Origin of the sequence: Winslowiella arboricola, assembly GCF_025527015.1 — a bacterium.
Classification (GTDB): Bacteria; Pseudomonadota; Gammaproteobacteria; order Enterobacterales; family Enterobacteriaceae; genus Erwinia; species Erwinia arboricola.
This window is the reverse complement of sequence record NZ_JAODIM010000043.1, coordinates 35,938-62,121: the sequence shown is the minus strand read 5'-3', so window position 1 is coordinate 62,121 and position 26,184 is coordinate 35,938. Positions and strand designations below refer to the sequence as shown.

Genomic DNA, 26,184 nt, shown 5'->3' with positions numbered 1-26,184 from the left:
CCCCTGCGCTGCAGCAGGGGAAATCGTTTTATGGCGAGTTAATATTCCGCCAGCAGCTTGTTGATGCCCTCTTCCATCAGTTCACCACGCCAGCCTGCCAGCAGTTCCGGCAAGCGCTCACGCGGTTTGATACGCCAGTGCCAGCTTAATAACTGGTTGATCTGCCGGCGTGATGCCAGCAATTCCTGACTTAATCCTGAGCTTTCACTTACTTCCTGCACCAGCGCCTTCAGCGCTTTAAACGCCTGTTTGTAGTTCGGCTGATCGATAATATTACTCAGAGGCTCCGGTAATTCCTCTTCCGGCAGCGCATTGGCCTGCTCAACAAAGCTGACCAGGGTTTTGCCATGGAAACGGATTTCGTGACCATTTAAGCCGAGATGATCCAGCTCGCCAAGCGAACCCGGCATAAAGCGCGCTACTTTCCACAGGTTCTCTTCGCGTACCACAAAGTTAACTGCCATATCTTTTTCACGCGCCAGCTCCAGACGCCACGCCGCCATCAGCCGCAGGGCCGCCAGCTGACGCGGGCGCAACTGCCAGGCATTGGTGATCTCGCGCCAGGCATCTTCTGGTAACAGAATATCGCTACGGCGCTGGCACAGCAGCTGACACTCGCTAAGCGCCGCAGCCATCTGCCCTGCTGCTTCGGTTTCTGCCACCAGCTTATGGGCGATCGGCAACAGATAGAAGACATCGGCGGCAGCGTATTCACACTGACGCTCACTTAACGGGCGCGCCATCCAGTCGGTACGCGACTCACTTTTATCGAGGGCAATGCCGGTAAAGGATTCGACAATAGTGGCAAAGCCACAGGAGAGCGGACGTCCGCTAAAGGCCGCCAGGATTTGTGTATCAATCATCGGGTCTGGCATCACGCCAAACTCGTTGATAAACACTTCCAGATCTTCACTACCGGCATGCAGAAATTTGATCACCTGCTGGTCACTGAGCAGCGCTTCAAATGGCGTCCAGTCACTAATCGCCAGCGGATCGATGAGCGAGACACGTTCACCGTCATACAGCTGGATTAAACCTAAACGTGGATAGTAGGTGCGCGTACGGACAAACTCAGTATCCAGCGCCAGCGCAGGAAACTGACGCGCCGCCTGGCAAACCTCGGCCAGCGCGTCGTCGGAAGTGATTAATGTGTAATTCAAATTATTTTCTCTCGCTGCCTGCAAATTCACCAGGCAGTGTTCAGGTGTTGACAGCAATAAAAACGCCGGACTCACCGGCGTTTTGTAATCTTAGTGCAGTGCCCAGGTTGCGTTATCCGCCGCTTTTCGCCGCCTTAATCGCTTCATCACGCAGCTCGCGACGCAGGATTTTCCCCACATTGCTTTTAGGCAGTTCGTCACGAAACTCGACAATTTTCGGCACTTTATAGCCGGTTAACAGGCGACGACAGTGCGCAATCAGCTCATCTTTAGTCAGTGAATCATCCTTTTTCACTATGCAGACCTTTACCGCTTCACCGGACAGATCGCTCGGCACGCCAATGGCGGCCGCTTCACGCACCTTCGCATGCTGCATCAGCACATCTTCGATCTCATTCGGATAAACATTGAAACCGGAGACCAGAATCATATCCTTTTTACGATCGACAATCCGCAGAAAGCCTTCATGATCAACGGTAACAATATCGCCGCTGTGAAGCCATCCATTTTTTAATACTTCATCAGTGGCCTGCGGGTGCTGCCAGTAACCGAGCATCACCTGTGGTCCTTTAATGCACAGTTCGCCAGGCTCCCCTTCAACCACGTCATTACCGGCGTCATCGACCAGTTTGATATCAGTTGAAGGCACCGGCAAGCCAATGCTGCCATTATGGCAGGTAATATCGTAAGGATTAACCGACACCAGCGGTGAGCATTCGGTCAGGCCGTAGCCCTCGAGCAGATAGTGGCCAGTCAGCTTCTCCCAGCGCTCAGCCACCGCTTTCTGCACCGACATACCGCCACCGGCCGACAGGCGCAATGAAGAGAAGTCCAGCCGGTTAAAATCTTTATCATTCAGCAACGCATTAAACAGCGTATTCACCCCGGTGATGGCGGTAAACGGATATTTGCCCAGCTCTTTAACCAGCCCCGGAATATCGCGTGGATTGGTGATCAGCAGATTGCGTCCGCCCAGCTCGACAAACAGTAAGCAGTTCACCGTCAATGCAAAGATATGGTAGAGCGGCAACGCGGTGACCACCGTTTCGTTACCGTCCTGCAGCAGTGAGCCATAAGTCGCTTTGGTCTGCTCAAGGTTAGCCTGCATATTGCGATGGGTCAGCATCGCCCCTTTCGCCACCCCGGTGGTGCCGCCGGTATATTGCAGGAACGCCAGATCCTCATTAATCACATCCGGCCTGACATATTGCAGGCGATACCCCTGATGCATGGCGCTGCGAAAAGAGATGGCGTGTGGCAGGTTATATTTCGGCACCAGCCGCTTGATATATTTGACCACAAAATTAACCAGCGTGGCTTTGGCTGGCGACAGCTGGTCGCCGAGCCGCGTCAGGATCACATGTTTCACCTGCGTCTTTTCGACCACTTTTTCCAGCGTATGCGCGAAGTTGGACACCAGCACAATGGCGCTGGCGCCGCTGTCATTCAGCTGATGTTCCAGTTCACGCGGGGTATACAGCGGGTTGACGTTAACCACGATCATGCCGGCGCGCAGCACGCCGAACAGCGCAATCGGATACTGCAACAGATTGGGCATCATCAGTGCGACTCTGTCGCCCTTTTTCAGTCCCAGCCCTTCCTGCAGATAAGCGGCGAAGGCGCGGCTGCGCTCTTCCAGCTTACGGAAGGTCATCACCTGACCCATATTGATAAATGCCGGCTGATCGGCGTAACGTTTTGCCGCTTGCTCAAACAGATCAACTAAAGATGTGTAACGGTCAGCATCAATTTCAGCCGGGACATCGGCCGGGTAACGGTTAAGCCAAACTTTCTTCAAGGATTCGCCTCGGAAATCATATTTCATTGTCATAGCAGCCTCACCGTCACGCCCTGTTAACAATATTTTAACTCAGCGTACCAGTTTGCTAATTACTCTGTGACAGGCTTGCGAAGTCCATCACTAAATTTCTCATTCCAGTGAGAAAAAAACAAAACGGCCCGATCGCAGTATGTCGCGACCGGGCCGCAAAAATGGGTGAATACCGGGTGACTACTTTACTACTGGTTACTCTGTGAGGATAGTCTGTACCTGTCCGGGGCTGTTATTGTACCAACCTCCCCACGGTCCTGGTCCCCAGTAACCGCCATGGCGACCACGAGGTGGGCCATACCAGATCCAGGGATCAATCGGCTGCGGCGGCATCACGACCTGTTGCGTCAGGTGCCAGCGCTGATAACCGGTCACATTCACCACCACAAAATTATACGCAGCCTGACCAATCTCACCTTTTTCAGTGCCTTTGATTGGTCCGACGACGGTAACCATCTGGTTATTCAGATCGACCGGATCGATAAAGCCATTAACGTCAGCAAAAATACGCCCCACGGAAGCCGCGCCGAGAATCGGTCGCGCAGAGCTGTCCAGCGGTTGAGTGGCGATTTCAAGGCGCGTACGGCCGGTCAGATTGGTGACTTTCACCACCTTGCCGCCAAAACGCGACTCCTGGCCGACATATAACTGCGGCGCATTCATCACGCGCAGTAAATCCTGTTGGGGGACGGGTGAGGTTCCTTTCACCGAATCGGGGATGGACACACAGCCGGAAAGTAAAACAGTTGCCAGCAGCAACAGGCTGGCCGGGCTAATAAAACGTTTACGCATAATTAACTCTCCCTGATACTGTTTTTTTAGACTGCCGTTCGGCTGATAAGTTGCCAGTTACTGACGTCCGGGCAATTTTTTCCATGTCACTTCATTGCGCAGGTAGGTCGGCTCAGCATGCTCAACCGCCACGCTGTCGCCATTTGTCAGCGCCAGTGCAGCCAGCGGTAACATATCTTCAGCAGCGGGCAATTCCACAGCGGTTGCGATTAAGTTTAGTCCACTTTGCGCCGCCAGCTCCGGCCACGCCTGCCAGCCGGTGCCAACCGTGGCCCATGTGCCATCGAGCAGCGCCATACGCGCCAGCGCCGCTTCCGGTTTCAGCACCGCTTCGCTGCCCTCGCCCAGCCAGTTGCCCAGCTCATCGCGCTGATACTCCGCCCAGTAGACTTCGCCCATCCGCGCATCAATCGCTGCCAGCACGCGGGTAGCGCCGGTCAGTCGCCAGGCGCCCTGCGCCATGGTAGCCAGCGTCGAGACGCCAATCAGCGGTAAATCGGCGCCCAGCGCCAGACCCTGCGCAATACCGATACCGATGCGTACGCCGGTAAAACTGCCCGGTCCGCGGCCATAGGCCAGCGCATCCAGCTGGGTTAATGCCAGCTGATTAGCGGACAGCACCTGTTCAACCATCGGCAGAATACGCTGCGTATGTTCACGCGGACAGAGTTCAAAGCGGGCATCAATAGTGTCATTATTTAACAGCGCAACTGAACAGGCTTCAGTGGCCGTATCAATGGCTAAAATTCGCGTGGACATAGCAACCTCAGGCGGGATCAACATTTTTTCGGCGGCATCTTAGCACAAGGCGGCAGGAATTACTGCGTTGATGCCACAGTAAGAAATTCCACCGCGCGTTGCAAATCGCGGGTGCGCGGCGTCGGCGGCAGGCTGTTCAGGAACACCGCCCCATAAGGTCGCATCACCAGACGGTTATCGCAAATTACCAGCACGCCACGGTCGTCAACGTCACGAATCAGACGACCAACACCCTGTTTCAGAGTGATAACCGCATCCGGCAATTGCACATCATCAAATGGCTCACCGCCGCGCAGCTTACAATCTTCCATGCGCGCTTTTAGTAGTGGATCGTCCGGCGAGGTAAACGGCAGTTTATCAATGATCACCAGCGACAGCGCATCACCGCGCACGTCCACCCCTTCCCAGAAGCTGCTGGTAGCCACCAGCAGGGCGTTACCGGCAGCGACAAACTGTTTCAGCAGCTGGCCTTTGCTGGTCTCTCCCTGCAACAATACCGGCAGCTTTAGCGAGGCGCGGAATTCAGCAGCCAGGTCGCGCATCATCTGATGCGAGGTACAGAGGAAGAAGCAGCGGCCATTGTTGGCTTCAATCAGCGGCAGCAGCATACGCGCCAGCTGGCGCGCGCCACCGGGCTGATTCGGCGACGGCAGGTTGCGCGGCACACACAGCAGCGCCTGGCTGGCAAAATCGAACGGGCTGTTAAGGATCAGCGCTTCTGCGTTGCCGACGCCAAGGCGTTCAACAAAGTGATCCATTTTTTCGTTTACCGCCAGCGTGGCTGAGGTAAAGATCCATGCCGCCGGACGTTCATCCATCACTTCGCGGAAACGTTCAGACACCGACAGCGGCGTCAGCGCCAGCACAAAGTGGCGCGAGTTACACTCATACCAGTAGCTGAAACCTGGCTGGGAAATATCTTTTAAGCGCTTCAGGCGGTTGCGATACAGCGCCGCGCGCTCAAAGGCCGCATCCAGCAATGCCGAACGGCCCAGCGACATTTTCGCCACGTCATAGCACAGCTCCAGCGCATCATCGAGCAGCGTCAGGGCGCGCTGAATATGGGTATCGCTTAAAACTTCACGCAGATTGCCGCGATAGCCAGGATCGCCGAGCGCCAGACGAAAATCCTGCGCACACTGCGCGAGCCGGTCCGCTGACTTCTGTAATTGCTGGGCATCCCGCACTTCAGTGCGGTAGGCAATAGTAATATCTTTCGCCAGATCGATTAACTGGCGGCTGGAGAGTTGCTGACCAAAATACTGGCTGGCGATATCGGGCACCTGATGGGCTTCATCGAAAATCATCACATCGGCTTCCGGGATCAGCTCGGCGAAGCCACTCTCTTTGACCACCATATCGGCGAGAAACAGATGATGGTTAACCACCACCACATCGGCATCCATCGCACGGCGACGCGCTTTTACCACAAAGCAGTCTTTATACAGCGGACAGTCGCTGCCCAGGCAGTTATCGTTGGTACTGGTGACCAGTGGCCAGATGGTGCTGTCTTCCGCCACCCCGCCGCAGGTGCTGATATCGCCATCGACGGTTTCGTTAGACCAGCCGCGCAGATGCACCAGATCGCTCATCGCCTGCACCGCCAGCTCACCGCCAGCCATCGACTGTTGCTCCAGACGCTCCAGGCACAGATAGTTGGAACGCCCTTTCAGCAGCGCCATCTGGCCTTTAAATTTCAGGGCGCGCGCCACGGTCGGCAGATCGCGGCTGTAAAGTTGATCCTGCAGCGCTTTTGAGCCGGTAGAAATAATCACTTTCTTACCGCTGCGCAGTGCCGGGGCTAAGTAGGCATAGGTTTTACCGGTGCCGGTACCTGCTTCCACCACCAGTTCACTGCGACTGCTAATCGCTTTGGTTACCGCTTCCGCCATTTGCCGCTGTGCTTCGCGCGGTTTAAAACCCGGTATTTCCCGCGCCAGTGCGCCTTCTGCTGCAAAATCGTCTGCCACACACCCTCACTGCCTGAGTAAAAACACTGTAATTATGTCAGTATTCTGCCACGCTCTCCACAACAGATGACAGCAGGATTATTTTTGTGTCAGGCTAATGTCCAAATTCGATCCCGAGAAGGAAAATGTGATGAGCATTACCCGTATTGATCCGGAACACCGCATGTCGGAAGCAGTGATCCATAACCAGACGGTGTATTACACCAGCGTACCAGAGAATCTGAACGAGGATGCCGAAGCGCAAACCGCCAATGCGCTGGCGGTTATCGATCGTATTCTGACGCGTGTCGGATCCGACAAGAGCCGCATTCTGGATGCCACTCTGTTTCTGGTCAATCTGGAGGATTTCCCGGCGATGAACCGCGCGTGGGATGCATGGGTATCACCGGGTAATGCGCCGGTGCGTTGCACCGTGCAGGCGAATCTGATGAATCCGCAGTATAAAGTTGAAATCAAAATTATCGCCGCACTCTGACCTGACGCGGCGCGTTACTCTTCGTACTCGTCGTCTTCGTCGTCGTAACGCGCCGTACTGCTCTCTTCTTCTTCGTCGTCCTCATCTTCAAAGCGCGCGGTGATCATCTCACCTGTATGGCTTTCGCGGATTTCTCGTGCGACCTGCTGAATCGCCTCACCGCTGCTCATCCCCTTCGACATCAAATCCTGAATGCGCCCGACAGCCTGTTCCTGCTGTGCATGTGACAGTGACGGTAAACCTGTACTCATAGTGACTCCTTACTCGATAGGTGAAAATTATTTCACGACTAACTAACAGATGCCAGCGAGAGAAAAATATGCCAGGCTTGCATCTTTATGCTGTGATGACCTGCTAAACACCATGTCGCCTGTTTACACCCCGATAGAATATACGCCTGACGCCCTGCATAATCTGTTTGCGCGCGTTGCCCACCAACCCTGGGCAATGCTGCTCAGTTCAGGATTTGCCGCGCATGCCGATAATCGCTTCGATATTATGGTCGCCGATCCTTGCACCACGCTGCAAACCCGTGGCGACATTACGCGCTGGCAACAAGGTGACGTTGTCACTGAGTCCACAGCCGACCCGCTTGCGCTGCTGCAACAGGCGCTTGAACAGTTAAATCTGCATGCCACACAGCATCCGGATTTCCCCTTCCAGGGCGGAGCATTAGGGTTGTTTGGCTATGATCTGGGTCGTCGTTTCGAAAAGTTGCCTGTGACCGCACTGGCCGAGCTGAAAACCCCGGATATGGCAGTCGGGCTGTATGACTGGGCACTGATTGCCGATCATCAGCGCCAGACGCTGACGCTGGTGACCCATCAGCCAGCCGCGACACGCCTGAACTGGCTGATGACATTGCCGTCTGATACCCGGCCGAAAAGTTTTGGCCTCACCAGCGAGTGGCACTCCAATATGACGCCAGAGCAGTATGGTGAGAAGTTCGACAGCATACAGCACTATTTGCAGGCAGGCGATTGTTATCAGGTCAATCTCGCCCAGCGCTTTAGCGCCAGCTATCAGGGCGATGAATGGCAGGCCTTCACCCGGCTGAATCAGCAGAACCGGGCGCCATTCAGCGCATTTTTGCGTCTGGAACAGAGCGCGATCCTCAGTCTGTCGCCGGAGCGTTTCCTTAAACTGCAACAGGGCGAAATTGAAACGCGGCCGATTAAAGGCACGTTACCGCGCCTTAAGGATGCAGTAGCCGATCGGCAGCAGGCGAAGAAGCTGGCCAGCTCGGCTAAAGATCGGGCGGAAAACCTGATGATTGTCGATCTGCTGCGTAATGATATTGGTCGTGTCGCACTACCCGGTTCCGTAAACGTGCCGGAACTGTTTGTGGTGGAGCCATTCCCGGCAGTACATCATCTGGTCAGCACTATTCGTGCGCAGCTGAAGCCAGGACTGAGCGCCAGCGATCTGTTGCGCGCCTGTTTTCCGGGTGGTTCGATTACCGGTGCGCCAAAAGTGCGGGCGATGGAAATTATTGAAGAGCTGGAGCCTCAGCGTCGTAACGCCTGGTGCGGCAGCATTGGCTACCTCAGCATCTGTGGCCGTATGGATACCAGCATTAGCATCCGCACCCTGATTGCCGAGCAGGGTAAACTGTTCTGCTGTGCCGGTGGCGGCATTGTCGCCGACAGTCAGCAGCAGGCGGAATATCAGGAAACGTTCGACAAGGTAAACCGTATCTTGCCCTGCCTGCAGGATATCAGTGATGACCGCTAATACACTGACGCTGGCGCAATTTCTCGCGCGCTTTACGCTCCAGCTGCCCGAACGCCCCGCTGTTACCCTGCCCACCCGGCATGCGGCGGTGCTGGTGCCGATTATCGCGCGTCCGCAGCCAACGCTGCTGTTAACCAAACGCGCCAGTTCGCTGCGCAAGCATGCCGGCCAGGTGGCCTTTCCCGGCGGCATGATGGACAGCAGCGATGACTCGCTGATATTTACCGCCCTGCGTGAAGCCGAAGAAGAGGTGGCAATTCCACCAGCGATGGTACAGGTGATCGGCGTGCTGCCTGCGGTGACCAGCAGTACTGGCTTTCAGGTTACCCCAGTGGTCGGCGTGATCCCTGATACCATTACTTATCGCGCCAGCGAAGATGAAGTGGCGGCGGTGTTTGAAATGCCGCTGCAGGAAGCTCTGCGTCTGGGTCGCTATACGCCACTGGATATTCATCGTCACGGCCTGCACCATCGCGTCTGGTTATCATGGTTTGAAGATTATTTTGTCTGGGGCATGACTGCCGGAATTATTCGCCAGCTTAGTCTGCAGATTGCGCCGGATTAGCGCCATTCCTTCCGCGTCTCTTAAGGCGTCTAATTATTGCTCATCACATTATTTTTCACTGGCAAGTTGCCAATTGGCGATCCAAATCACTGCATGATTTGCCCTTTTCATTTATATTCCACTTACTCGTAAAGTCAGTTATGCTATGCGTCCCGCTGCGGCGGCTGGCAATAGTTTTACTGCCGTTTTCGATAACTTTTTTTCATGCGATATGGCTGTCAATTTACCGCATGATGAAGATATAACCCTCTGCTCACCCGAGACCAGCAGCAGAGTGTCTCTATATTAAGGAGTCTGTAGCGTGATTAGCGTTTTCGACATGTTTAAGATCGGCATTGGCCCTTCCAGCTCGCATACGGTTGGCCCGATGAAAGCCGGCAAACAGTTTGTCGATGATCTGGTGACAAATGGCCAGCTTGCTGCGGTGACCCGTGTTGCTGTGGATGTCTACGGCTCACTGTCGCTGACCGGCAAAGGCCACCATACCGATATCGCCATTATTATGGGACTGGCGGGCGCTGCGCCGGATAGCGTCGATATCGACAGCATCCCGGGGTTTATTCGCGACGTTGAGCAGCGTCAGCGTCTGCTGCTGGCCAGCGGTCAGCATGAAGTCGATTTCCCACGTGAAGGCGGCATGGTGTTTCGTAGCGATAACCTGTCGCTGCATGAAAACGGTATGCGTATCCATGCCTTTGCCGGTGACCTGCCGATCTACAGCAAAACCTACTACTCTATCGGCGGCGGTTTTATTGTCGATGAAGAGCATTTTGGTCAGTCAACGCTGGCGGAAGTCAGCGTGCCATATCCGTTTAATTCCGCCAAAGAGATGCTGGCCCACTGCCATCAAACTGGTCTGTCACTCTCCGGCATGATTATGAAAAACGAACGGGCGCTGCACAGCTATCAGGAAATCGAGAGCTACTTTGGCGATATCTGGCAGGCTATGCGTGACTGTATCGATCGCGGCCTGAATACCGAAGGGGTATTACCGGGCCCACTGCGCGTACCGCGTCGCGCGTCGGCGCTGCGCCGCCTGCTGGTCTCGTCCGATAAGCTCTCCAGTGACCCGCTGAACGTGATTGACTGGATCAATATGTTTGCGCTGGCAGTCAATGAAGAGAACGCCGCCGGTGGCCGCGTGGTGACCGCCCCAACTAACGGCGCCTGCGGCATCGTTCCGGCCGTGCTGGCCTACTACGATCACTTTATCGAGCCTGTCAGTCCGGATATCTTTATCCGCTATTTCCTCGCCTCCGGCGCCATTGGTGTTCTGTACAAGATGAATGCATCGATTTCCGGTGCTGAAGTCGGTTGCCAGGGTGAAGTGGGTGTCGCCTGTTCGATGGCGGCGGCCGGGCTGGCTGAATTACTCGGCGCCAGCCCGGAGCAGGTCTGCGTGGCCGCTGAAATTGGGATGGAGCATAACCTCGGCCTGACCTGTGACCCGGTTGCCGGGCAGGTTCAGGTGCCCTGCATCGAACGTAACGCCATTGCTGCGGTAAAAGCGATTAACTCTGCGCGTATGGCGATGCGACGCACCAGCGAGCCGCGCGTCTCGCTGGATAAAGTCATCGAAACTATGTACGAAACTGGCAAAGATATGAACGCCAAATATCGTGAAACCTCACGAGGCGGACTGGCAATAAAAGTGCAGTGTGACTAATTTCCCAGCCGTGTAGTGCCACATCCAAAAATAGTTCATTAGCGGACTATCACCCGTCTGAGTAAACCGATACAGTGGTTTCGCGCGGCCTTATCACAGGCCGCGTTTTCATGTCCTGATTCCGGCGCTTTTTGTTCATTAGTACTAAACTAAGTTTTCCTTTTGTCGATAACTGGTATTCGAAATCTCATTTTGCGCTTTTTTATAGGATGGTTACTGATGCAAGTGTCCCAGCAAATTGTTGGACAGTTTCGTCGCAAGCGGTTGTTTATCGCTTCGATCGTCGCCGCGTTAGTGCTCATTCTTACCCTGACCTTTCGTTTTTTCGAAGAGAAAGGCCGTATTGAGCAGCAGTCGCATAGCTTCGCCAACAACGCCATACAACGTTTTGATCGGATGTTTTCGCCACTTGATGTGTCAGCCAATAATACGCTGGCGCTGGTTGGCTTAACTTGTAACGACGTGCGCTTTCCGCTGGTGGAGAAAATGGCCACCCTGCAAACCGTACGTGCAGTATTGCTGGTCGACAATGATACCGTCTACTGCTCAAGCATTTATGGCGAGCGCGCCCTTGTTTTCAGTGACAAATGGCCGGAACTGGCGGTTAACAATCAGCGCATGATGCTGACAACCGATGATTACCTGTTAAAAGGCTCGCCGGTATTACTGCTGTGGACACCAAAATCGCTGGATAACCGCGCCGGAATTGTGCAGATCATCAATATCGAATTGATGAGCAACTATCTGCTGGAACCGACCCTGCCGTGGGTTGAACGCGCCATTTTTAATGTCGGCGGCAAAAGCCTGGAATATGGCAATCCGATGATTGAGCACGCGCTGCCTTCTGAAGATGAAGTGAGCTACGAAGAGTCATCGCTGCGCTATCCTTTCTCGATTACCCTGTTTGGTCCTTCGCCTGCCCGCCTGGCGCTGATGACTGTTCCTTCTCAGCTGCCACTGGCGCTGCTGCTGAGCCTGCTGATGGGGTATATCGTCTGGCTGGCTACCGCCAACCGCATGAGTATTGCCTGGCAGATTAGCTACGGCTTATCGGCACAGGAGTTTATGGTCTACTGCCAGCCGCTGATTAATGGCCGTACCGGTGCCTGTGACGGGATCGAGCTGCTGCTGCGCTGGCACAACCCGCGTCAGGGTTGGATCCCGCCGGACGTCTTTATTCCGATGGCCGAGCGTCAGAATCTGATCGCGCCGTTGACGCGTTTTGTACTAAATGAGGCGGTCAGACACCTGCCGTTACTGCCAGACTGCCCCACTTTCCATATTGCGATTAATGTTGCGGCCAGCCATTTCCGCGATCGGGCGATTATTGACGATCTGCAACGCCTGTGGTGGCCCGCCAATCCGCGGCCGCAACTGGTGGTGGAGTTAACCGAGCGTGATGCGCTGCCGGTAGTGGATCAACGGGTGGTCTCCCATCTGCATAAGATTGGCGTAAAACTGGCGATTGATGATTTCGGAACCGGCCACAGTTCGCTGGCCTATCTGAAAACTCTCAGTCCTGATGTACTGAAAATCGATAAGATCTTTACCGCCGCCATTGGCACCGATGCGATTAATGCGACGGTGACGGATATGGTGATATCGCTGGCCCAGCGCCTGAATATCGCGCTGGTGGCTGAAGGGGTGGAGACTGCCGAACAGGCGGCTTATCTGCGTGAACGCGGCGTGGATACGTTACAGGGCTATTTCTATGCCCGTCCGATGCCGATTGCCGATTTCCCGGCATGGCTGAATGCCCATCAGCCTGGTTTGAATGCATAAAAAAAGGGCGGCATATCAATGCCGCCCTTTTCTCTGTCCTGAATAAATCAGGCCTCTTCTTCATCCATCCGATCACGGTCTTTGGTTACACGCACCAGGTCGACACGGTAATCTGTCGCTTCAATAATCTGGAAGCGCAATGGCAACAGCTCAATCACTTCGCCCGGTAACGGCAACTGCCCTTTCTGCGCAATCAGCAGTCCGGCCAGTGAAGCGTGGTCATCCTCGGCTTTTACCAGCTGCTGGGTATCCAGCAGTTGCTGCAGCGAGTGCAGATCGGTACCGCCTTTCACCAGCCAGCCATCGCCATCGGCAATAATATCCGGTGTTTCATCCTCATCTGGGAACTCACCGGCAATCGCTTCCAGCACATCCAGCGGGGTAATCAGCCCCTGCACCACACCAAACTCACTGGTGACCACCACAAAGCTGCCCTTGGCGCGACGCAATACACCCAGCAGATTAATTGGGTCAAGCGTCTCAGGCACAATAATCGGCGGTGTCGCCGCGGCGAAGGTCGCCACATCGATCCCATGATCCAGCGCCACCAGCAGCTCTTTGGCGCGCACCACACCGATAATCTCATCCAGTTCACCGCGACAAACCGGGAACAGGCTGTGCGGCGTATCCAGCAGCTGAATGCGCACTTCATCCAGCGGACGTTCGGCATCTACCCAGGAGATCTCGCCACGCGGCGTCATAATGCTGCGTACCGAACGCGATGCCAGCGTCAGTACGCCGTTAATCATAAAGCGCTCTTCATCTTTAAAGGCTTCCTGCGGCATCACTGACGCCACTTCGCTACTGCTTTCACTGCTGGTCTGCTGCGAGCCGCGGCGTCCACCCATCAGACGCAAAATCGCTTCTGCGGTACGTTCACGCATCGGGCGATGGGACTGATGGCGAATAAAGTTGCGCCGGGCAATCTGGTTAAACAGCTCGATCAGAATCGAGAAACCAATCGCCGCGTACAGGTAACCTTTCGGAATATGGAAGCCAAAGCCTTCAGCCACCAGACTCAGACCGATCATTAACAGGAAGCTCAGACAGAGCACCACTACGGTGGGATGTGCGTTAACAAAGTTGGTCAGCGGTTTCGACGCCAGCAACATTACGCCCATCGCAATCACTACCGCGGTCATCATAATCGCCAGATCGTTCACCATTCCGACGGCGGTAATCACCGCATCGAGTGAGAACACCGCATCCAGCACCACAATCTGGATTACTACCGCCCAGAAACTGGCGTAGGCGCGATTGCCATCAGTTTCAAGCTGACGGTTTTCCAGCCGTTCATGCAACTCCATGGTCGCCTTAAACAGCAAGAATACTCCGCCAAACAGCAAAATCAGGTCGCGGCCAGAAAAACTAAAGTCAGCAACGCTGAACAGCGGACGCGTGAGCGTCACCATCCACGAGATCAATGACAGCAGTCCCAGACGCATTAATAACGCCAGCGATAAACCAATCAGGCGCGCTTTGTCACGCTGCTTCGGCGGCAGTTTGTCGGCAAGGATGGCGATAAACACCAGATTATCGATACCCAATACGATCTCAAGAACGATAAGCGTCAGCAGACCGGCCCAAATTGAGGGGTCCAGAAGAAATTCCATTACAGACTCCGGAAAAAGGAACAGGACAACGCCACGACCGGTTTAGCGGACGCGCGACGAGGATAACGACAGGCAATAGTGCGTGATACGCCGAACGGCGTTAGTAAACAAGCCGGATGACCCGGTGGCATGGATAAACTACTTCGGTGACAGTCCATAGGGGGGCTGAAGCCCGTTACTCCGGTAACAAAAAAGGAATCATTACTCTACCAGCAGAAACATTGTCGTCAAAATATTTTCTTACAGTTAACCCTGGTCTTGAGTAAGTAATGCCGTTTTCGTGAGCAGAAAGGTAAATCAGCAGGTTATACCTCACAATTACGGAGCGTCGTCACATAATTTATTTTTTCACAGACTAAAATAATTCGCGGCATGACAGCTTTATAACCTGACACTGCACGAAATCTTATCAGACCCGCGCAGCGTTTAATTTGGGTAAGTTCATTTGAGTTGAGTTGAGCTGAAATGACATCGTTGGCGCATCAGTGCACCCGCCTGAAACGCTCAATATTGTAAAAGGAGGTAGCAAGTGACTATTGCTATTGTAATCGGCACGCACGGTTGGGCAGCGGAGCAGCTTCTTAAGACCGCCGAAATGCTATTAGGTGAACAGCAAAACGTCGGGTGGATCGATTTCGTTCCTGGCGAAAATGCTGAAACTTTAATAGAGAAATACAATGCGCGCCTGACGGAACTGAATACCGCTGATGGCGTGCTCTTCCTCGTTGATACCTGGGGTGGAAGTCCGTTTAATGCCGCCAGCCGAATTGTGGTTGATAAGCAAAACTATGAAGTGGTTGCTGGCGTTAATATTCCGATGCTGGTTGAAACCCTGATGGCACGCGACGATAACCCGTCTTTTGACGAGCTGGTGGCGGTGGCAGTTGAAACCGGTCGTGAAGGGGTCAAGGCGCTGAAGGCGAAGGAGCCGGAAGCGGCGCCGGTTGTCGCCATTAAGCCGGTTGCAGCGGCGGCGCCGTTAAAACCGATGAGCCCTGAAGACCATATGAAGATTGGCCTGGCGCGGATTGATGACCGTCTGATTCATGGCCAGGTTGCAACCCGCTGGACGAAAGAAACCAATGTTACGCGTATTATTGTCGTCAGTGATGAAGTTGCTGCTGACAATGTGCGTAAAACGTTACTTACCCAGGTGGCCCCGCCCGGCGTGACCGCACATGTGGTCGATGTCGCCAAAATGATTCGCGTCTATAACAATCCGAAATATGGTCAGGATAAGGTGATGCTGTTATTCACTAACCCAACCGATGTCGAGCGTGTTGTGGCTGAAGGGGTCAATATTAAATCCGTCAATATCGGTGGTATGGCATTCCGTCAGGGGAAAACTCAGGTCAATAATGCCGTTTCGGTTGATGAAACAGATATTGCAGCCTTTAAAAAACTCAATCAGCGCGGTATTGAACTGGAAGTCAGAAAAGTGTCATCCGACCAGAAGCTTAAAATGATGGACCTGATTGCCAAAGTAAATCAATAAGTTGCTATGTCCACAGGACATAATCTAATTCATTGCCTGACGCGTCAGGTTTAACTCAGATTGCAAATGTCAGAAGGAGTTGTGCAATGGAGATTACCACTCTTCAAATTGTACTGATATTTATAGTGGCCTGTATTGCAGGTATGGGATCGATTCTTGATGAGTTTCAGTTTCACCGTCCGCTGGTGGCCTGTACGTTAATCGGTTTTGTGCTGGGAGATGTTAAAACCGGGATTATCATCGGCGGTACGCTGGAGATGATCGCGCTGGGCTGGATGAACATCGGCGCCGCCGTTGCGCCCGACGCCGCCCTCGCCTCAATTATCTCCACCATTCTGGTTATTGCCGGTGGACAGAGCGTCGGCGCCGGTATTGCGCTGGCTATTCCCCTGGCTGCCGCCGGTCAGGTGCTGACCATTATTGTGCGTACCATTACCGTTGCTTTCCAGCACGCTGCCGATAAGGCCGCCGAGAAAGGCAATTTAAGCGCTATCAGCTGGATCCACGTTTCGGCGTTAGTTCTGCAGGCGATGCGTATTGCTATCCCGGCAGTGATTGTCGCGGTTTCGGTCGGTACCAGCGTGGTGCATAACCTGCTGAGTTCCATCCCGGAAGTGGTCACCAACGGTCTGAATATCGCCGGTGGCATGATTGTGGTGGTAGGTTATGCGATGGTCATTAATATGATGCGTGCCGGTTATCTGATGCCATTCTTCTACCTTGGTTTCGTTACCGCTGCATTTACCAACTTTAACCTGGTTGCCCTTGGCGTGATTGGCGTGGTGATGGCGGTGCTCTATATCCAGCTGAGTCCAAAATACAACCGCGTTGCGGGTGCGCAGGCCGGCCCGTCCAATAACGATCTCGACAACGAATTAGACTAGGAAAAGGTGAGAGAAATGGTTGATACCACTACCACTACTACGACTAACACGGCCGTGCACGCGCATAAAAAACTGACTCCGGCGGATATCCGCGCGGTATTTCTGCGCTCGAACCTTTTCCAGGGGTCGTGGAACTTCGAACGTATGCAGGCGCTGGGTTTCTGTTTTTCGATGGTGCCGGTGATCCGCCGTCTGTACCCGGAAAATAACGAAGACCGTAAGCAGGCGATTAAGCGTCACCTCGAGTTCTTTAATACCCAGCCTTTCGTTGCCGCACCGGTTCTGGGTGTCACGATGGCGATGGAAGAGCAGCGTGCGAACGGCGCGCCGATCGATGATGCCGCCATTAACGGCATCAAAGTCGGTCTGATGGGGCCGCTGGCCGGTGTTGGCGATCCCATCTTCTGGGGCACAGCTCGTCCGGTGTTTGCCGCACTGGGCGCAGGTATCGCGATGAGCGGCAGCCTGCTCGGCCCGATTCTGTTCTTTGTGCTGTTTAACCTGATACGTCTGCTGACCCGCTACTATGGCGTGGCTTATGGCTACAAAAAAGGTGTCGATATCGTTAATGATATGGGCGGCGGCTTCCTGCAGAAAATGACGGAAGGGGCGTCAATCCTCGGCCTGTTTGTGATGGGGGCGCTGGTTAACAAGTGGACGCACGTCAATATCCCGCTGGTGGTGTCAAGGATTACCGACCAGACTGGCGCGACCCACGTCACCACTGTTCAGACCATCCTCGATCAGCTGATGCCGGGACTGGTGCCGTTACTGCTGACCTTTGGTTGTATGTGGCTGCTACGTCGCAAAGTGAATGCGCTGTGGATTATCATGGGCTTCTTTGCCATTGGTATCTTCGGCTACTGGATTGGTTTACTCGGACTGTAATGTGTCAGACCGGGAGCGCAGGCTCCCGGTTTTACTTCAGAGTCGCCTCTTCAGCGCTTATCCTGAGCGCTGACGAAACGACTTTCAGGGAGCTGTAGTATGTCTTTAACCGATTACGTGATCCTCGCCCTTCTCGCCCTTTTCCTGCTGTATGCAATCTATGATGAATTTTTGATGGAGCGTCGGCGTGGCGAAACCCGGCTGAAAGTGCTGCTGCAACGCCGCAACAAACTGGATAGTCTGATCTTTATCGGCCTGATTGCCATTCTGATTTACCACAATATCACCGCCCAGGGTCCGAAAATTACCACACTGCTATTAATGGTACTGGCTTTTATTGCCATCTATACCTTCTGGATTCGTCGGCCAAAATTGATCTTCAAAGTGGAGGGCTTTTTCTTCGCTAACGTCTGGGTTGATTATTCGCGTATTAAGGGCATGAACTTATCCGAAGATGGCGTCCTGGTGCTGCAATTAGAGCACCGCCGGCTGCTTATTCATGTCAAAGAATTAGACGATCTGGAAAAAATTTATAAAGTTATGATTGAAAATCAATGAGATAAAATATAGCACAGGGTATATTAACCACTCATTCTATACATCCACTTATTGTCAGGATATTATTTTCCAACAAAACCATAACAACATTATGCTTAATATTTACGGCTCGTTAAAAATCACATAATTAATGTAAATCGTTATCATTCCCGGCCTGAAATAACGATTTTAATTTTGTCTTAATTTCCTGTTGTGATAATGTAGCCTGCGTCATTAGGGTTGGGGTGGCGCGCAGTTCAATAGATGTCCCGGCCGAGGTTTACGACTTCGATGAACATTTCCGCAACGCTTATTCTGGCCTTAGGTATGTCGATGGACGCTTTTGCCGCGGCTGTCGGAAAAGGCGCTGCCCTGCATAAACCGCGCTTTTCTGAAGCCCTGCGCACCGGGCTGATCTTTGGCGTCATCGAAGCCATTACTCCGCTGATCGGCTGGGGTTTAGGTCAGCTTGCCAGTCAGTATGTGGTGCGCTGGGATCACTGGATCGCCTTTATATTACTGGCGTTCCTTGGTGGCCGGATGGTGCTGGAAGGGCTGCGCGGCGCAAAAGTCGATTGCCCGCCGGTCTACCGTCATGGCTTCTGGTTACTGGTGATGACTGCCATCGCCACCAGCCTTGATGCGATGGCGATCGGCGTCAGTCTGGCTTTCCTGCAGGTGAATATTATTCAGACTGCGCTGATGATCGGTAGCGCGACTTTAGTGATGTCGACCACAGGCATTATGATTGGCCGCTTTATTGGCCCGATGCTCGGCAAACGCGCCGAAATCCTCGGCGGCGTAGTGCTGATCGGCATCGGCTGCAATATTCTCTATTCCGGTCTGCCTTAATCCCGCTGCCACAACGTCAGCACAAAATCGGTCTCACAGACAAAAGCCGTCTCCGCCGCCAGCTGCTGCCACACCTCTTCACGCGCCCGCCAGGCAAATGGCGTCATCTGCAACAATGCCGTTGCCTGTTCACCGTTTAAGGTCATCGGATAACCGAGGCTGCTCTGCTCCACCCGGGTGAAACCCTGCGGATGTTCCTCGCTCTCGTCATGCAATTTTGCCTGCTGATAAATCAGCGCCTTAAATTGCAGTAAATGACGTGGTCCCGGCGCGACAGTTAGCAGATAGCCGCCCTGGCGGATCACGCGCGCCAGTTCGGCGGCTTTGCAGGGAGCATAGATGCGCAGCACAGCGTCCATTGACGCGTCGGCGAAAGGCAAACGATGGCTGGAAGCGACACAGAACGCAATCTGCGGGTAGCGTCTGGCGGCATAGCGGATAGCCACCTTCGCGACGTCAAGACCGTGAACTTCCGTCTCAGCGCGTTGCGATAAGCGCTGATTAACGGCTTCAGTGTAGTAGCCCTCACCACAACCGATATCCAGCAGACGAATGCGCTGCTGCGGCAGCATCCTGTCCAGTAGTTCCGCCACCCGTTGTTGCAGGGGTTGATAGTGACCGGCATCCAGAAACTGACGGCGCGCCTGCATCATATCGACGCTGTCGCCCGGCTGTTTAGAACGTTTATGCTGTACCGGCAGCAGGTTGACGTAACCCTCTTTGGCGCAATCAAACTGATGCTGATTATTGCAGCGCCAGTTGCGCTCGATAAGGGTCAGCGGCTGCTGGCAAAGTGGACAAAGGTACGGCATGCAGGCTCTCCGGCAAAAAATCAGGGCGGCAGTTTACACCTTTCATGCGTGTGACGCGTCAGGAATCCATCAACAATTTTGTATTACGCTGCAGCAGCGGACAAAGAAAAAGCCCCATCACAGCGTGACGGGGCTTTCACTATTCAGATTCAGCGGCGTTATGTATCGCAACATAACGCTGAGGCTGAGATCAAAATCAGATTGCAGTTACGTTAACTGCAGCTGGGCCTTTCTGGCCGTCCTGAATTTCGAACTCAACGTTCTGGCCTTCAGCCAGAGTCTTGAAGCCATTGCCCTGAATTGCAGAGAAGTGTACGAATACATCTTTGCTGCCGTCAGCAGGAGTAATGAAACCAAAACCTTTAGACTCGTTGAACCACTTAACCTGACCTTTAATCTTTGCCATTTTGCAAATTCCTTAGAGTGTTTTATTCGCCCGTAGGCTTACTTACTGAGAAACCAGAGACATTACTGAATGAGGCACTAATTTAAGGTTCGGCAAGGAAGCGGTATTCAACGTCAACGTTTTTACTCAGAACTTCATTACTGAAAATGCCACACATAAACAGAACTGTACCTCGTTTTGCCCAGAAAGCGTTATCACATATCCGTAAATTAATGGCAAGCCATTTTTAAACAGTGATAGACGTGTCGCACATTATTGAAACGACTAATGGCACACTTTGCACATATATGCAGACTTTCGGCTAACGATGACATACAACTATGGCAGCACAGGCTCATCCAGCATCTCTCTAACATCAGGATTACTTTAACCTAAAGAACAGGCTACGTCTAACCCGGCGTTAGCTGAACTCATTACTAATGAGCATAATTATTGCATAAATATTGCAAAAGAAAGGTCATTTTTTTGATTGAGCTCAATACAACATTTGTTAAATGGTTGTGGTGCTAACTTGTACACTAAATGCAGCTCGGTACACATTAGTCATTAAATTGCACCAAAATCAGGAGACTATATTGGCCCTTGCCCCAATTAAATGCAGGAGCCTCAGATTACGTTTTTATTCGATCCATTTGAACTTATCGTTATAAAAAAATATCTTCTCTGAACCGTATCAGATTTTATCTTTCTGTTTAGGATTATTCCTGGTCGATATTATTAATTAACTTTCTGGCGCCTATTCTCCAGGCCTGAAAACGCCGCGCTTCAAGCCCGGCGGCCTGCATCGATTGCGCCAGTTCCCCAGGTGGCGCATCCAGCGATTCATCAGCCAGTTCAAATACGCCCCAGTGGATCGGAATTGATAGCGGACAGCCCAAATCACGATGCAAAGAAACCGCCTGTTGTGGGTCCATGTGTTGTCCGTGCATGAACCATTTTGGTGCATAAGCGCCCACCGGCAACGCCGCTACATTAAACGGCCCCAGCCGGCGCGGAATATCCAACAGATTTTCTGTATAGCCGCTGTCGCCGGTAAACCAAAAACTCAGATTTCCCGCATTAATTGTCCAGCCACACCAAAGTGAGCGGTTACGATCCTGCAAGGAACGCATACTCCAGTGACGTGCAGGCACCGCATGGACTTTCATATCCGCCAGCGATGCGGCTTCCCACCAGTCCAGCTGAATAATATGCCTTGCGCCCTGCTGTTCAAACCACGGCTTCAGGCCAAGTGGCACCACAAACTGCACCGCCGGGAAACGGCGGAGAATCTTTCTGATCGTCGGGCGGTCAAGATGGTCATAGTGATTATGTGAGATCAGCACCGTATCCAGCGCGGGTAAGGCATTGATATCGAGAGGCGCTGGCGTCTTGCGCGCCGGGCCATAAAAGCGCAGCGGTGACGCGCGTTGCGACAGAGCCGGATCGATTAGCGTATAGCGCTGATTAATGCGCAGCATCATGCAGGCATGACCGAGCCACCAGATAGCATCATCACTACCGGAAAGATCGGCAGGCTGCCACCATTGTGCAATAAACGCCTGATAACCGCCTGCTGGCGGAAACGGCAATCCCTGCGCCTTACGTTCCTTTTGCCAGCGTCTTAAATCACCCTGCTGACGCAAATCGGCTTCCGGGTTGCGGAAGCCTTCTGGCGTGTGGTGGGCTTTGGCAGGGTCATACCAGGGGTTTTTCCAGACCATCGGTGAATCTCCTTCATTGCCCGCTGCCAGGTTTAGCGCTCGGGGATCAGACGGGTAAAATCTTTGTCATCGTCATTTTCAGCCGCCGCTTTGCTTTTCTCACCGCCGCTGACCGCGTCGGTCAGGCGACGCAGCATCGCATTTTGTTTTTTCTGCTCGTCCAGCAGTGCTTCCAGCAGACGGATCTGCTCACTGGCGCGTACACTGGCGCGATTGACAAAAAACCAAGCGATCAGGCCAACAATCACCAGCGCAGCAATAAATCCCATCGACGCCAAACCCATCGCGCCATTTGCCATCTCATTCATACATGCCTCAGTCTTGCGCTACTTTCAGTGGTCGCAGCAAAGTGCGCGACGCAACCTGCCAATTTTACCTGCTCAGGCGTGAATTGATAGATAGCTCACACAAATTGATCCCTGATTAGCGCGCCTTTCGGCATCCTCTGATCGACTGGAAGCTTGCTTAACGGCATTCTTCTATCCTCAGATGCGACGTCACACCGGGGAAGTCGTCTTACAAGGAGACAAAAATGAGAACTGTGATACGTATTGTTGCCGTACTGGCGATTATCTGGCTGGGAATGTTACTGACTGGCTATGGCGTACTAACAGGCAGTAGCAAAAATGCTGCCGGACTGGGTTTACAGTGTCAGTATCTGACCGCACGCGGCGTGGTTTCGGCGCAGTATCTGCACACCGACAGTGGCATTGTTGGCGTAACGGATTGTCCGATTCTGAAGAAAAGCAGTGAAGTGGTCGATAACTAAGCGACACAGAAATCAACGGCTGGCGGGTATGAAGACCCGCCAGCCGTATGAACGACATCAGAACGGGTAGTCGTGGAAGCCCATTTGTGATGACAGCTCACGCGCCGCACGGTGCAGCATGGCAACATAGTCGCTTTTACTCTCTTCCGAGAAGCGAATAGTCGGAAACGAGATACTGAGTCCGGCAATCACGACGCCAAAGCGGTCAAACACCGGCACGGCGATACAACGTAAGCCCTCTTCCTGCTCCTCATTGTCTTCACCAAAGCCCTGCGCTTTGACCTTATCCAGCACTGGCAAAAGCTCTTCGGCACTGCCAACGGTGCGTGAGGTGCTGCGCGTAAACTCAACATGCTGCAGGATCTCCTGCACTTCCGCCAGCTCGCGCCACGCCAGCAATACTTTGCCGATAGCGGTACTGTGCAGCGGGTTACGACGACCAATCCGCGAGTACATACGCAGGTTGTACATCGAATCGATCTTATGGATATAAACGATACTCTCTTCTTCCAGTGCGCCCAGGTGAATGGTCTCTTTGGTCAGACGCGACAGTTCACGCATCTGAATATCCGCGCTGCGAATCAGATCAACGTTTTGCAGGGCTTTGGCGCCCAGCTCAAACAATTTCAACGTCAGAGCATATTTTTCTGACTCACCTTCCTGGGAAACGTAGCCCAGGGATTTCATGGTCTGCAGAAAACGGTAAACGGTGCTTTTGGACATCATTACGCGCTGCGACAATTCGGTAATGCCGTGCTCGCGATCTTCGCCCAGCGCCTGCAAAATACCAAATACCTTTAGCACCGAAGAGACGGAGTCGGGCTGTTTATCAAGATCTGCATTGGCCATAAATCACAACCTTTCTGAAATTGTTTTACAAAAAATGGAACACCATTTCCAGTATACGTGTGCAATCACTATTCCCGCAATCAACCAGGCAACTTTTTGCTGAACCATTTGCACAGCATTAAGCGGCTAAATTCAGTGCATTAATGCGCAACAATCATTAGCATGGTCATATTCACACTTATGACTACTCGCCTGCTATGTCACCAACTGCTCAACTTGATGGCTTACCGCTACCGCAACGCTATGGGGCAATCCTTGCTATTGCCTTAGGGATCACTGTGGCGGTGCTGGATGGCGCGATTGCCAATGTCGCCCTGCCGACCATTGCCCACGACCTGCATGCCAGTCCGGCGCAATCAATCTGGATTGTTAACGCCTATCAGCTGGCGATTATAATTTCTCTCCTGTCGCTCTCTTTCCTTGGCGATATCCTCGGCTACCGGCGAGTTTATCAGTGTGGATTAGTGCTGTTTGGCTGCACTTCGCTGTTTTGCGCCCTTTCCGGCTCGCTGGAGATGCTGACCTTTGCCCGTGTGTTACAGGGTTTTGGCGGTGCGGCATTGATGAGCGTTAACACCGCGCTGATACGTATTATCTATCCGCAGCGCCATCTGGGGCGCGGCATGGGGATCAATTCAGTGATTGTCGCCGTCTCCACTGCTGCGGGTCCCACGGTGGCCGCCGCAGTGCTGTCGGTGGCTTCCTGGCAGTGGTTATTCTTTATCAACGTGCCGGTTGCAATCGCGGCACTCTGCCTGGCGATACGTTTTCTGCCGGATAACCAGCAGAAAGCCCAGGGACAACGTTTCGATTTCCCCAGTGCAGTAATGAATGCTCTGACCTTTGGTCTGCTGATATCCGCGCTGAGTGGTGCTGCGCAGGGCCAGCGCTGGGAGATTATTCTGGCGGAAGTGGCGGCGCTGCTGGTGGTTGGTTATCTGTTTATTCGCCGTCAGCTGAGGTTAACCTTTCCATTGTTGCCGGTGGATCTGTTGCGCATTCCGATTTTCTCGCTGTCGATCTGCACCTCAGTTTGCTCATTCTGCGCCCAGATGCTGGCGATGGTTTCGCTGCCGTTTTACTTACAAACGGTGCTGGGGCGGGATGAGGTGGCGACCGGGCTGTTATTAACGCCCTGGCCGCTGGCAACCATGGTGATGGCGCCGATCGCCGGACGGCTGATTGAGCGCTATCACGCCGGCTTGTTAGGTGGTATCGGGCTGGCGATGTTTGCCGCGGGACTGTTTGCACTGGCGTTGCTACCGTCATCACCGGGCAATGTCGATATTATCTGGCGCATGATGCTGTGCGGCGCCGGCTTTGGCCTGTTCCAGTCACCCAACAATCACACGATAATCTCCTCCGCGCCACGCAATCGCAGTGGCGGCGCCAGCGGTATGCTCGGCACGGCGCGCCTGCTGGGACAAACCAGCGGCGCAGCACTGGTGGCGCTGATGTTTAATCTGTTTGGCAGCCACGGCACCCATGCTGCGCTGATTATGGCCGGTTGCTTCTCCAGCATCGCCGCAGTGGTCAGTATGACGCGCATAACGCAGCCCGGCGCCAATAAAAAAGGGAGCCGATAAAAAAAAGGAGCCGATAACGGCTCCCCTACATGGACTCTGACCAGGGGCGGCGTTTTCGCCGCCCGTTGCCTTCGGCGATTACTTCAGATATTCACCGCTACGCAGCGCTTCAATACGTTTATCCAGCGGCGGATGCGACATAAACATCTCACTAAAGGATTTGTTTTTGCCATTGATGCAGAACGCCATCATGCTGCTGGCTTCCTGCGGCTCGTAGCTGGTTTTCAGACGCTGCAACGCGGCAATCATCTTCTCACGACCGACCAGACGCGCAGCGCCGGCGTCGGCGTGGAATTCGCGGTGACGCGAGAACCACATGGTGATAATGCTGGCAAGAATACCAAACACCAGTTCCAGCACCATCGACAGGGCAAAGTAAACCATCGGGTTACCGTTGCTCTCGCCTTCGCCGTCACGGTTGCCTGACAGGAAACCTGAAGCCACCTGCGCGATAATACGCGAGATAAAGATAACGAAGGTGTTCACAACACCCTGAATCAGCGTCATGGTCACCATATCACCGCTGGCGATATGACTGACTTCGTGCGCCAGCACTGCTTCGGCTTCATCGCGGCTCATGTTCTGCAACAGACCGGTGGAAACCGCAACCAGCGAGGCGTCACGACGTGCGCCAGTGGCAAAGGCGTTGATGTCCGGTGCGTGGTAGATAGCAACCTGCGGCATCGCAACGCCCGCCTGCTGAGCCTGACGGCTCACGGTTTCCATCAGCCAGCGTTCAGTCTCATTACGCGGCTGTTCAATCACTTCTCCACCCACCGAGCGCAGCGCCATCCATTTCGACATCAGCAGTGAAACAAACGCACCGCCGAAGCCAAACAGACCTGCCATAATCATCAGGCCCTGAACACTGCTTGACTGGATCCCTGTCAGGCTGAGAATCAGCCCGAAAACCAACATCACGCCAAGGTTGGTTAGCAGGAAAAGAGCAATACGCATCATAAAATTTAATCTTCCTCAGTTAACATAAGTACCGGTATACGGATATACATCGTATGGGTTGCCGGCAGCATTTCAAGCGACCTTAACGTTTAAGTG

At 53.5% G+C, this 26,184-nt stretch carries 25 protein-coding genes and 1 pseudogene; 12 read left to right on the top strand and 14 right to left on the bottom strand.

Translation table 11 applies throughout. The features are described from left to right. Window positions 1–38: 38 nt before the first annotated feature. The 5 genes from rnd to N5923_RS17855 form a co-directional block, all read right to left on the bottom strand. Entirely contained in the window at window positions 39–1,160 is a 1,122-nt protein-coding gene (gene rnd / locus N5923_RS17875) for a ribonuclease D (protein ID WP_267145013.1), read from the bottom strand. Between the two features lie 112 nt (window positions 1,161–1,272). Next, the gene (fadD, locus tag N5923_RS17870) at window positions 1,273–2,958 is read right to left on the bottom strand and encodes a long-chain-fatty-acid--CoA ligase FadD (protein WP_267145014.1); all 1,686 of its coding nucleotides are present in this window, start codon (window positions 2,956–2,958) and stop codon (window positions 1,273–1,275) included. 228 nt (window positions 2,959–3,186) lie between these two features. Next, complete coding sequence (locus N5923_RS17865; RefSeq protein WP_267145015.1) at window positions 3,187–3,783, bottom strand: Slp family lipoprotein; 597 nt, start codon at window positions 3,781–3,783, stop codon at window positions 3,187–3,189. Between the two features lie 57 nt (window positions 3,784–3,840). After that, on the bottom strand, window positions 3,841–4,542 hold the full coding sequence (gene tsaB, locus N5923_RS17860; protein ID WP_267145016.1) for a tRNA (adenosine(37)-N6)-threonylcarbamoyltransferase complex dimerization subunit type 1 TsaB: 702 nt from the start codon (window positions 4,540–4,542) through the stop codon (window positions 3,841–3,843). A 59-nt stretch (window positions 4,543–4,601) separates the two neighbouring features. Next, the gene (locus N5923_RS17855; RefSeq protein WP_267145017.1) at window positions 4,602–6,512 is read right to left on the bottom strand and encodes an ATP-dependent DNA helicase; all 1,911 of its coding nucleotides are present in this window, start codon (window positions 6,510–6,512) and stop codon (window positions 4,602–4,604) included. A 130-nt stretch (window positions 6,513–6,642) separates the two neighbouring features. On the opposite strand from N5923_RS17855, the gene N5923_RS17850 reads away from it, so the two are divergent. Further along, a complete protein-coding gene (locus N5923_RS17850) occupies window positions 6,643–6,987 on the top strand; it encodes a RidA family protein (RefSeq protein WP_267145018.1) in 345 nt (114 codons plus the stop codon). Between the two features lie 14 nt (window positions 6,988–7,001). Here N5923_RS17850 and N5923_RS17845 read toward each other — a convergent pair whose 3' ends face one another. Further along, window positions 7,002–7,238, bottom strand: a complete 237-nt coding sequence (locus tag N5923_RS17845) for a YoaH family protein (protein WP_267145019.1) — start codon at window positions 7,236–7,238, stop codon at window positions 7,002–7,004. A gap of 112 nt (window positions 7,239–7,350) precedes the next feature. Here N5923_RS17845 and pabB point away from each other — a divergent pair, with 112 nt between their 5' ends. The 4 genes from pabB (at window position 7,351) to N5923_RS17825 (ending at window position 12,734) form a co-directional block, all read left to right on the top strand. Continuing rightward, window positions 7,351–8,721, top strand: coding sequence for an aminodeoxychorismate synthase component 1 (pabB, locus tag N5923_RS17840; protein ID WP_267145020.1), 1,371 nt, complete (start codon window positions 7,351–7,353; stop codon window positions 8,719–8,721). Beyond that, a complete protein-coding gene (locus N5923_RS17835; protein WP_267145021.1) occupies window positions 8,711–9,286 on the top strand; it encodes a CoA pyrophosphatase in 576 nt (191 codons plus the stop codon). The genes pabB and N5923_RS17835 overlap by 11 nt, the downstream gene beginning before the upstream one ends. 301 nt (window positions 9,287–9,587) lie before the next feature. Beyond that, window positions 9,588–10,952, top strand: a complete 1,365-nt coding sequence (gene sdaA / locus N5923_RS17830) for an L-serine ammonia-lyase (RefSeq protein ID WP_267145022.1) — start codon at window positions 9,588–9,590, stop codon at window positions 10,950–10,952. 219 nt (window positions 10,953–11,171) lie between these two features. Then, window positions 11,172–12,734 carry an EAL domain-containing protein gene (locus N5923_RS17825; RefSeq protein ID WP_267145023.1) on the top strand — a complete coding sequence of 521 codons (1,563 nt, stop codon included), beginning with the start codon at window positions 11,172–11,174 and terminating at the stop codon, window positions 12,732–12,734. Between the two features lie 47 nt (window positions 12,735–12,781). Here the strand turns inward: N5923_RS17825 and N5923_RS17820 are convergent, their stop codons facing one another. Next, on the bottom strand, window positions 12,782–14,347 hold the full coding sequence (locus N5923_RS17820; RefSeq protein WP_267145024.1) for a TerC family protein: 1,566 nt from the start codon (window positions 14,345–14,347) through the stop codon (window positions 12,782–12,784). Window positions 14,348–14,876: 529 nt separating this feature from the next. Between N5923_RS17820 and manX the strand changes: the two genes are divergently transcribed. The 5 genes from manX (at window position 14,877) to mntP (ending at window position 19,003) form a co-directional block, all read left to right on the top strand. Continuing rightward, entirely contained in the window at window positions 14,877–15,842 is a 966-nt protein-coding gene (gene manX / locus N5923_RS17815; RefSeq protein WP_267145025.1) for a PTS mannose transporter subunit IIAB, read from the top strand. Between the two features lie 86 nt (window positions 15,843–15,928). Continuing rightward, entirely contained in the window at window positions 15,929–16,726 is a 798-nt protein-coding gene (locus tag N5923_RS17810; protein ID WP_267145026.1) for a PTS mannose/fructose/sorbose transporter subunit IIC, read from the top strand. A 15-nt stretch (window positions 16,727–16,741) separates the two neighbouring features. After that, entirely contained in the window at window positions 16,742–17,614 is an 873-nt protein-coding gene (locus tag N5923_RS17805) for a PTS mannose transporter subunit IID (RefSeq protein WP_267145027.1), read from the top strand. A 99-nt stretch (window positions 17,615–17,713) separates the two neighbouring features. Then, the gene (locus N5923_RS17800) at window positions 17,714–18,172 is read left to right on the top strand and encodes a DUF986 family protein (protein WP_267145028.1); all 459 of its coding nucleotides are present in this window, start codon (window positions 17,714–17,716) and stop codon (window positions 18,170–18,172) included. Between the two features lie 270 nt (window positions 18,173–18,442). Then, window positions 18,443–19,003 (top strand): manganese efflux pump MntP, encoded by a 561-nt coding sequence (gene mntP / locus N5923_RS17795; protein WP_267145029.1) that lies wholly within the window; start codon window positions 18,443–18,445, stop codon window positions 19,001–19,003. On the opposite strand, the gene rlmA is transcribed toward mntP, so the two are convergent. The 5 genes and pseudogenes from rlmA to N5923_RS17770 form a co-directional block, all read right to left on the bottom strand. Beyond that, on the bottom strand, window positions 19,000–19,815 hold the full coding sequence (gene rlmA / locus N5923_RS17790) for a 23S rRNA (guanine(745)-N(1))-methyltransferase (RefSeq protein ID WP_267145030.1): 816 nt from the start codon (window positions 19,813–19,815) through the stop codon (window positions 19,000–19,002). The genes mntP and rlmA overlap by 4 nt on opposite strands. A gap of 196 nt (window positions 19,816–20,011) precedes the next feature. Continuing rightward, window positions 20,012–20,221 carry a transcription antiterminator/RNA stability regulator CspE gene (gene cspE, locus N5923_RS17785; RefSeq protein ID WP_001062678.1) on the bottom strand — a complete coding sequence of 70 codons (210 nt, stop codon included), beginning with the start codon at window positions 20,219–20,221 and terminating at the stop codon, window positions 20,012–20,014. Window positions 20,222–20,233: 12 nt separating this feature from the next. Next, window positions 20,234–20,378: pseudogene (locus N5923_RS17780) on the bottom strand (DUF2627 domain-containing protein). Between the two features lie 541 nt (window positions 20,379–20,919). Then, window positions 20,920–21,924: an MBL fold metallo-hydrolase gene (locus tag N5923_RS17775; RefSeq protein ID WP_267145031.1), complete on the bottom strand. Its 1,005-nt coding sequence runs from the start codon at window positions 21,922–21,924 to the stop codon at window positions 20,920–20,922. 32 nt (window positions 21,925–21,956) lie between these two features. After that, window positions 21,957–22,232, bottom strand: a complete 276-nt coding sequence (locus tag N5923_RS17770) for a YebO family protein (RefSeq protein ID WP_267145032.1) — start codon at window positions 22,230–22,232, stop codon at window positions 21,957–21,959. Between the two features lie 224 nt (window positions 22,233–22,456). Between N5923_RS17770 and N5923_RS17765 the strand changes: the two genes are divergently transcribed. Then, on the top strand, window positions 22,457–22,693 hold the full coding sequence (locus N5923_RS17765) for a YobH family protein (RefSeq protein ID WP_267145033.1): 237 nt from the start codon (window positions 22,457–22,459) through the stop codon (window positions 22,691–22,693). 57 nt (window positions 22,694–22,750) lie between these two features. Here the strand turns inward: N5923_RS17765 and kdgR are convergent, their stop codons facing one another. Then, window positions 22,751–23,542 (bottom strand): DNA-binding transcriptional regulator KdgR, encoded by a 792-nt coding sequence (kdgR, locus tag N5923_RS17760; RefSeq protein WP_267145034.1) that lies wholly within the window; start codon window positions 23,540–23,542, stop codon window positions 22,751–22,753. A 197-nt stretch (window positions 23,543–23,739) separates the two neighbouring features. On the opposite strand from kdgR, the gene N5923_RS17755 reads away from it, so the two are divergent. Next, complete coding sequence (locus N5923_RS17755; protein WP_267145035.1) at window positions 23,740–25,128, top strand: MFS transporter; 1,389 nt, start codon at window positions 23,740–23,742, stop codon at window positions 25,126–25,128. Between the two features lie 78 nt (window positions 25,129–25,206). Here the strand turns inward: N5923_RS17755 and htpX are convergent, their stop codons facing one another. Next, window positions 25,207–26,088: a protease HtpX gene (gene htpX, locus N5923_RS17750; RefSeq protein ID WP_267145036.1), complete on the bottom strand. Its 882-nt coding sequence runs from the start codon at window positions 26,086–26,088 to the stop codon at window positions 25,207–25,209. Window positions 26,089–26,184 lie beyond the last annotated feature (96 nt).